This window comes from Actinomadura sp. WAC 06369, from assembly GCF_003947565.1.
In the GTDB taxonomy this organism is placed as follows: Bacteria; Actinomycetota; Actinomycetes; order Streptosporangiales; family Streptosporangiaceae; genus Spirillospora; species Spirillospora rifamycini.
Window position 1 is genome coordinate 37,288 of sequence record NZ_QHJN01000055.1, and the last position, 6,558, is coordinate 43,845.

The 6,558-nt window shown below is 74.6% G+C and carries 8 protein-coding genes; 2 read left to right on the top strand and 6 right to left on the bottom strand.

Features of this window, described 5'->3' with window-relative positions; genetic code table 11:
- The 3 genes from DMH08_RS17150 to DMH08_RS17160 are packed head-to-tail and all read right to left on the bottom strand — an operon-like array spanning position 1 to position 3,197.
- Positions 1–1,131, bottom strand: a complete 1,131-nt coding sequence (locus tag DMH08_RS17150) for an FAD-dependent oxidoreductase (RefSeq protein WP_125615718.1) — start codon at positions 1,129–1,131, stop codon at positions 1–3.
- A gap of 42 nt (positions 1,132–1,173) precedes the next feature.
- Positions 1,174–2,139 (bottom strand): phosphotriesterase, encoded by a 966-nt coding sequence (locus DMH08_RS17155; RefSeq protein ID WP_233617647.1) that lies wholly within the window; start codon positions 2,137–2,139, stop codon positions 1,174–1,176.
- On the bottom strand, positions 2,136–3,197 hold the full coding sequence (locus DMH08_RS17160) for a phosphotriesterase (protein ID WP_125615722.1): 1,062 nt from the start codon (positions 3,195–3,197) through the stop codon (positions 2,136–2,138). The genes DMH08_RS17155 and DMH08_RS17160 overlap by 4 nt, the downstream gene beginning before the upstream one ends.
- A 191-nt stretch (positions 3,198–3,388) precedes the next feature.
- Here DMH08_RS17160 and DMH08_RS17165 point away from each other — a divergent pair, with 191 nt between their 5' ends.
- The gene (locus tag DMH08_RS17165) at positions 3,389–4,012 is read left to right on the top strand and encodes a TetR/AcrR family transcriptional regulator (RefSeq protein ID WP_125615725.1); all 624 of its coding nucleotides are present in this window, start codon (positions 3,389–3,391) and stop codon (positions 4,010–4,012) included.
- On the opposite strand, the gene DMH08_RS17170 is transcribed toward DMH08_RS17165, so the two are convergent.
- Positions 4,013–4,402 carry a DUF6463 family protein gene (locus DMH08_RS17170; protein WP_125615728.1) on the bottom strand — a complete coding sequence of 130 codons (390 nt, stop codon included), beginning with the start codon at positions 4,400–4,402 and terminating at the stop codon, positions 4,013–4,015.
- A complete protein-coding gene (locus DMH08_RS17175) occupies positions 4,399–4,956 on the bottom strand; it encodes a TetR/AcrR family transcriptional regulator (RefSeq protein ID WP_125615731.1) in 558 nt (185 codons plus the stop codon). The genes DMH08_RS17170 and DMH08_RS17175 overlap by 4 nt, the downstream gene beginning before the upstream one ends.
- Before the next feature lie 216 nt (positions 4,957–5,172).
- Here DMH08_RS17175 and DMH08_RS17180 point away from each other — a divergent pair, with 216 nt between their 5' ends.
- Positions 5,173–5,952 (top strand): CAP domain-containing protein, encoded by a 780-nt coding sequence (locus tag DMH08_RS17180; RefSeq protein ID WP_125615751.1) that lies wholly within the window; start codon positions 5,173–5,175, stop codon positions 5,950–5,952.
- Here the strand turns inward: DMH08_RS17180 and DMH08_RS41655 are convergent.
- Positions 5,953–6,558 (bottom strand): CAP domain-containing protein (locus tag DMH08_RS41655; RefSeq protein WP_233617648.1); only part of this gene is annotated, 606 nt, incomplete at its 5' end. It abuts the gene before it with no gap.

Below are 6,558 nucleotides of genomic sequence, written 5' to 3' on the forward strand. Positions count from 1 at the left end.
TCAGCCCTCCTGGTGGGACGCGGGGTTCTGGGACGCGGGCCGCTGGCCGGGGAAGACGTCGTCGATCTCGTCCTCCGTCCAGCCCTGGCGGGAGATCCGCTGCAGCTCGTCCGTCACCGGCTTGCGGACGGCCTGGTAGCGGGCGAGCGCCTCCGGCACGGAGCCCTCCTCGCGGAGGGCGTCGGCGAGGGCGCCGGCGTCGAGGATCGCCGAGTTCGCGCCCTGCCCCTGGTGGTGCAGCATCGAGTGCGCCGCGTCGCCGACGAGGACGACCGAGCGGGAGTGCCACGTGTCGACGGGGTCGATGTCGTAGACCGCGCGGCGGTTGACGGCGGCGGGGTCGAGGCCCCGGGTGATCTCCACGATCCGCTCGTCGAAGCCGTCGACGCACCGGACCAGGTCGTCCGCGGTGACCTCCGGCGCCCAGGTGCCGTCCGGGCACAGCGCGGTGATGTCGAAGGACACCTGGCCGCGGTGGCGCAGCGGCAGCAGGTAGACCTTGGTGCCGCGGCCGATGTACATCCGCAGGTTGTCGTCGACGACGAGGCCGCGGGCGTCGTCCTGCGGGATGACCGCGCGGTAGGCGTGCTCGCCGGAGAAGACGGGCGGCCGGTCGCTGAACAGCCGGTCGCGCACGACCGACCGGATGCCGTCGGCGCCGACGACGAGGTCGGCGGTGACGGACGCGCCGCCGTCGAAGGTCAGCGTCGCCGCGTCGCCCGCGTCGGTGATGTCCACCAGCCGGTGCCCGAGGCGGACCATGCCCGCGGGCAGCGTGCCGAGCAGGGTCTCGATGAAGTCGCCGCGGTGGATCAGGCGGGTCGTCTCGCCGTACGCGGCGGTCTCGGGCCACGCCTCCTTCATGATCGGTTCGCCGGTGGCGGTGAGGATCTCGAAGTAGTCGCTCGGCGAGCTCACCGCGGCGACGGCGCCGACGATGCCCCACTCGCGGAACCGGGCCATCGTGGACGGCCGCAGGCCGATGCCGGCGCCGACCTCGCGGATGCGGCCCGCCTGCTCGTAGACGGTGACGTCGGCGCCGAGCAGGCTCAGTGCCTTGGCCGTCGCGGCGCCGCCGTACCCGGCGCCGACGACGGCGATGGTCAGGTCCTTCAGGTCTGCGGTCTTCATGGTCGTGCTGCTTCCTGGAGGGGGCGCGCGGGGCGCGGGAGGTCAGTCCTGGATCGTCAGGAATTCGGCGGGGTTGTCGACGAACAGCGTCGTGATGGACGCCTCGTCGAGCCCGGCGTCGCGCAGGTCCGGGATCAGGTCGTCGAAGAGGTAGTTGACGGTGTGGCCCTTCACGCCGGGCCAGCCGAGGGGGCTGCAGTTGGCGTCGGCCGAGGCGAGCGCCTTGCGGAGGTGCCCCCGGCCGACGAACCGGAGGAAGTGGGCCAGCCGCTCGCGGCGCGGGCGGGCCCAGAACGGCGGGTCCTCCAGTTCGGTCTCGTAGCCGAAGGTGTCGAAGCCGACCCGGCCGCCCTGCTCGGCGATCCACATGTCGCGCGTCTTCTCCGCGTTCACGCCGTCGTCGGCGTGCCCGAACAGGACGCGGTCCAGCGGGAGCCCCTCCGCACCGAAGATCGCGATCGCGGTCTCGGCGTCGACCGCGAGGTGCGTCAGGATCGGGACGCCCGTGGTGAGGGCGGCGCGGGCGGCGGCCCGGTAGATGCGCCCGTCCAGCTCCGTCATGCGCCCGCCGCGGCTCACCCCGACCTTGATGGCGCCCGCGCGGGCGCCGGTGCCGCCGATGCCGACGGTGATCTCGTGGACGAACTGGCGGGTCAGGTAGTCCGTGCTCGCCCGGGCGAAGAAGGGCAGCGCGGTGTCGCCGCCGACGAAGCCGGTGCAGGCGACGATGTGGACGCCGGTCTTCGCCGACAGCGACCGGTAGTAGTCGACGTCGCGGCCGTTGCAGATGCCGGTCGCGTCGACGAACGTCCCGCCGCCGTACTCCCGGCTGCGCTCGTGGAACCCGCGCAGCTTCGGGACGGTCTCCGCGTACCGCTCCTCGGGCGTCTTCCACCACGTGTCGTCCAGTTCGGAGCCCGGCATGCCGTACCCGATGTGCTCGTGGACGGCCACGAAGCCCAGCTCCTCGGCCGGGATCGTCCCCAGGACGGTGTTCACTCGCGTCACGACGCACCTCTCGAAGTCCGGAGCTCGGTGTCGCGTCCGGCCGGCGGGCGGCGCACCGCCAGCAGGTCGCGGGGGTTGTCGACGAGGAGGCGCCGGACGTCCGCGTCGCCGAGCCCCCGCGCGGAGAGGAGCGGGACGAACGCGGACAGGACGCCGCCGTACGGCCGGTCGTCGCCCGGGTGCCCCTCGGCGACGCCGACCGCGCCGCTCGACAGCAGCACGCGGTCCCCGTGGCCGGCCCGGACGAGGTCGAGCACCAGCGCGGCCCGCTCGCGGTCGGTGACGCGGTCGCCGTCCTCCGCGCCGACGCCGTCGAGGACGACGTAGGCGCCGCGGCGCGCGACCTCCAGCGGGGCGCCGGCGGCGACCGCGTCCCGGCGGTCGAGCCCGCCGACGGCGACCCGGTCGGCCGGGAGCCGCTCGTCCAGGGCGGTCTCCAGGTCGCGGACGGCGTCGGCGCCGTGGCGGACGGACAGCGCGACGCCGGTGGCCAGGGCGGTCCGGGCCGCGCCGCGGACCAGGCTCGCGTCGGTCGCGGTCATGCCGGTGCGGGTCGCGGCGGTCGCCACGAGGCCCGCCGCGCCCCGCCGCTCCACGCGCGGGACGACCATGCCCTCGGTGATCTCCCGGGTGAACAGGTCGGCGAACTTCCCGGCCGGCCACGGCGTCGGCGGGTTCGTCTGCGGGGTGAGGAAGTAGCCGCCGAGCAGTTCCTCGGGCCCCATGCCCGTGGACGCGACGATGTGGACGCCGGTCGAGCGCGAGAGCGCCTCGTACAGCCGCGGGTCGCGGCCGTGGAACATGCCGGTGGCGTCCACGACGGTCCCGCCGCCGCGGGCGCGGAAGTCCCTGAGCTTCGCCGCCAGCACCGCGAAGACCTCCGCGCGGTCGATGGCGGCGTCGAACGCGTGCTCCGCCCCGGGAAGCACCGACAGCAGCGCCTCGTGGACGGCGACGACGCCCAGGCCGTCCGCGGGGACGGGGCCGAGGACCGTGTTGACGGTGCCCGGGGCGGTCGTGGTGGCGCCGCCTCCGGCGGCGGTCTGCGTGCCTGTCACTGGCACTTCCCTTCGATGCCGAGGTCATGGCTGCGGCCCGGGAGTGACCGCGGTCACGCCCTCGTCGTGCAGAGTGCCAGTTCAGCTTACAGACTGTCAAATATGCGTCTGCCAGGTAAATCACCTGGCCAGCGTGCATTCCGAGCGCTCGCGCCGTACGGAACCCGGACGGGGTCCTCTACGCTGGCGGCATGGCGAGGCTTCGCGAGGCGCAGAAGGAGATGACCCGCCGGCTGCTGCTGGACACCGGCCTGGAGATGTTCGTGTCGAAGGGGTACACGGCGACGACCGTGGACGACATCGCGTCGGCGGCGGGCACCACGCGGGTGACCTTCTACGCGTACTTCCCGTCGAAGGTCGAGCTGATGAAGGCCCTCGTCTCCGAGCGGCTGAACGCCGAACTCGGCCGCGTCCCGTCCGCCGAGCACGGCACGACCGAGCGCGAGCTGGTCGCCGTCGTGGCGGACGGCTCGCGGGAGCGGATCCGCGCGTGGCTCGCCGCGACCGCGCGGCGCTGGGACGCGATCCGCCCCTACACCACGACGGCGTTCGAGGCCGCGGCCGCCGACCCCGAGATCCGCGCGCTCCTCGACGCGTGGCTGGACGAGGCCATCGGCGACGTCGCGGACGGCCTTGACCGCGCCGGCCGGTTCCCCGCGGGCACCCGGCGGTTCCGCGGCGTCCTCGCCATCACCGAACTCGACCGCGTCGCGCGCACCTGGACGCCGGGGCGCTGGGGCGTCGGGCACGACGCGATGCTGGACGTCCTCACGGAGAGCTGGGTCGGCACGATCGGCCGCCCGGACGCGGAGTGATCAGTCGAGGGAGGCGGGGCGCCGCGCGGCGACCAGGGCGAGCACGCCGATGGCGACGAGCGCCCAGCTTCCGGTGACCGGGAAGTAGATGGCGCTGAGCGGCACACCGAGCGCCAGCAGGTACCAGCCGACCTGGGCCGGGACGCGGCCGGTCGTCCGCAGCGCCTGCCGGGTCAGGGTGCCCAGCGCGAGCAGCGCGATGCCCGCGCCCATGAACCAGATGCTGGCCTCGCGCTCGAAATAGCCGGGCGCGTCGGCGTCGACGGCGGTACGGAAGAAGCCGTCCGCGGCGATGTCCGCCCAGGCGTTGGGCTGGGCGAAGGCCCACCCGAAGTGGAGCACCGCGGTCGCGATGATCAGCCGGGGCGTCCACCGGGCGAGTGCGCTCATGGGGTCCGTCCGTCCTCTCGCGGCGCCAGGCGCAGCGCCAGCGTGTAGATCTCCCGCAGTTCGCCGCCGGGCACCGGCGGCACGACCTGCTGGGCGCCCACCAGGAGCAGGTAGAACAGGCGGGCCAACGGCCCGCGCTCGCGGTCCGCGGCCCCGAGGCCGCCCACCAGTTCCCGCAGGTAGTCGACGCGCAGCCGGTCGACGCGCTCCTGGAGGGCGCGGACCTCACCGTCCTGCAGCGCCCAGGCGCGCACGGCGTTCTCGAGGTCGTCGCTCGCGTCCTTGCTCTCCAGGACCAGTTCCATCAGGCGTTCCAGCCTGGCCCCGGCCGCTTCACCGGCGCGCTCGGCGTTCTCGACGAAGCGGCCGGTGTGCTCGCTCTCGTAGTACGCGAGCAGGTCCGTCTTGTAGCCGGCCATGCCCTTGAAGTGGTGGTAGAAGGACCCCTTGGTCAGGTTGAGGCGGTCGGTCAGCCGTTCGAGGGTCAGTGCGGGCGCACCGTCCTCGGCCAGAATCCCGATCCCCGCGTCGAGCCAGTCCCGTTTGCCCGCCATGCCACCACCTTGTTCGCTCCTTCGGAACATACCATACGGAATGGTATGGCGGGCGGGCCGACCGGCCCCCACCCCGACGGCTTCGTCCGGCGGCGGTTCGTCCAGGACACCGCCTGCTGGAACCACTCCGCCGGATGAAGTTTCCGGACTTTTCGTTATCCGCCCCTTCCCCGCACGTCTGCCTCGTGATCCGTACACGGAAGGGACGTGGAAGCGATGAGGGAACGGGACGGACGCGGGCCGCGGCGGGCGCCGGAGCGGGACGGGCGCAAGCCGCGGCGGGCGTCGGACCGGGTCGTCGTGTGGACGGCCGTGGGCGCGGCGGGGCTGCTCGTGGCCGGGGCGGTCGCCGGGACGGTCGCGAGCCTGGTGCGGGACGATCCGGACGGGACGCTCGCGGGGCACGCGGGCACGCCGTCGCCCGCGCCGACGTCGGCGAGCCCGACCCGCACCGCGTCGCCGAGCCCGTCGCGGACGGCTCCGGAGCCGAAGTCGCAGAAAACGCAGGAGCCCGTGCGGAAGGAGTCGCGGGCGCCCGAGCGGGCACGGACGTCCGCGCCCGCCCGTCCCACGCGGTCGAGCGAGCCGCGGCCGTCCGCGCGGCCGGCCCCGGCGGGCGGGACGGTCGCGGCGCGGGTGGTGGCGCTCGTGAACGACGCGCGCGCCGACGCGGGCTGCGGGCCGGTGCGGAGCAACGCGCTGCTGGTGCGCGCGGCGCAGGGGCACTCGGCGGACATGGCCGCGCGGAACTTCTTCGACCACAGCAGCCCGGACGGGAAGGACCCGGGCGACCGGATCACCTCGACCGGGTACCGGTGGTCGACGTACGGGGAGAACATCGCGAAGGGGCAGTCGGGCCCGGAGAGCGTGATGGAGTCGTGGATGAACAGCCCCGGGCACCGCGCGAACATCCTGAACTGCGCGTTCGACGAGATCGGCGTCGGCGTCGTCGAGTCGGGCGGCCCGTACTGGACGCAGGTCTTCGGGGCCCGCTGATCAGCGCGGGGTCGCGAACACCTGCGTCCACCAGGGTCCGCCGGGGCCCCGGGACACCGCGACGCCGATCTGCCGCAGGTCGCAGTCGACGATGTTGGCGCGGTGCCCGGGGCTGCCCATCCAGGACGCGACGACGCGGTCGGGCGTCGGCTGGCCCTGCGCGATGTTCTCGGCCCACGTGCTCCAGCGGTACCCGGCGGCGGTGATCCGGTCGCCGGGCCCGTCGCCGCGGGACCCGCGGTGGTCGAGGGCCCGGCGGGCGGCCATGTCGGACGAGTGCGCGCGGGCCGCCCGGCTCAGCGCGGGCGCGACGGTCAGCGGACGGCAGCCCGCGCGGGCGCGCTGGGCGTTGACCAGCCGGACGACCTGCTCCTCGACCGTCGGCGGCGCCGCGGACCGGGGACGGACGAGGCGGTCCTTCGCCGGCGTCGTCTCGGGCGCCGCCTCGGGGGCGGGCGTGCGGGACGGCGTGCTCGGCGCGGGCGCGGGGTCGAGCGCGCGGGGCGCCGGAGGCGGGGCGTCCCGCAGGCTCCAGACGGTCACGGCGGCGGCGATCACGACCGCCGCACCCGCGGCGGCCCACCCGGCCCGCGCCCAGCCGCGCCC

What these genes read in the sequence shown, in the direction of transcription:
- DMH08_RS17150 (WP_125615718.1), bottom strand. Translation starts at nt 1,131, where the DNA reads ATGAAGACCGCAGACCTGAAGGACCTGACCATCGCCGTCGTCGGCGCC.
- DMH08_RS17165 (WP_125615725.1), top strand. Translation starts at nt 3,389, where the DNA reads ATGGCGAGGCTTCGCGAGGCGCAGAAGGAGATGACCCGCCGGCTGCTG.
- DMH08_RS17170 (WP_125615728.1), bottom strand. Translation starts at nt 4,402, where the DNA reads ATGAGCGCACTCGCCCGGTGGACGCCCCGGCTGATCATCGCGACCGCG.
- DMH08_RS17175 (WP_125615731.1), bottom strand. Translation starts at nt 4,956, where the DNA reads ATGGCGGGCAAACGGGACTGGCTCGACGCGGGGATCGGGATTCTGGCC.
- DMH08_RS17180 (WP_125615751.1), top strand. Translation starts at nt 5,173, where the DNA reads ATGAGGGAACGGGACGGACGCGGGCCGCGGCGGGCGCCGGAGCGGGAC.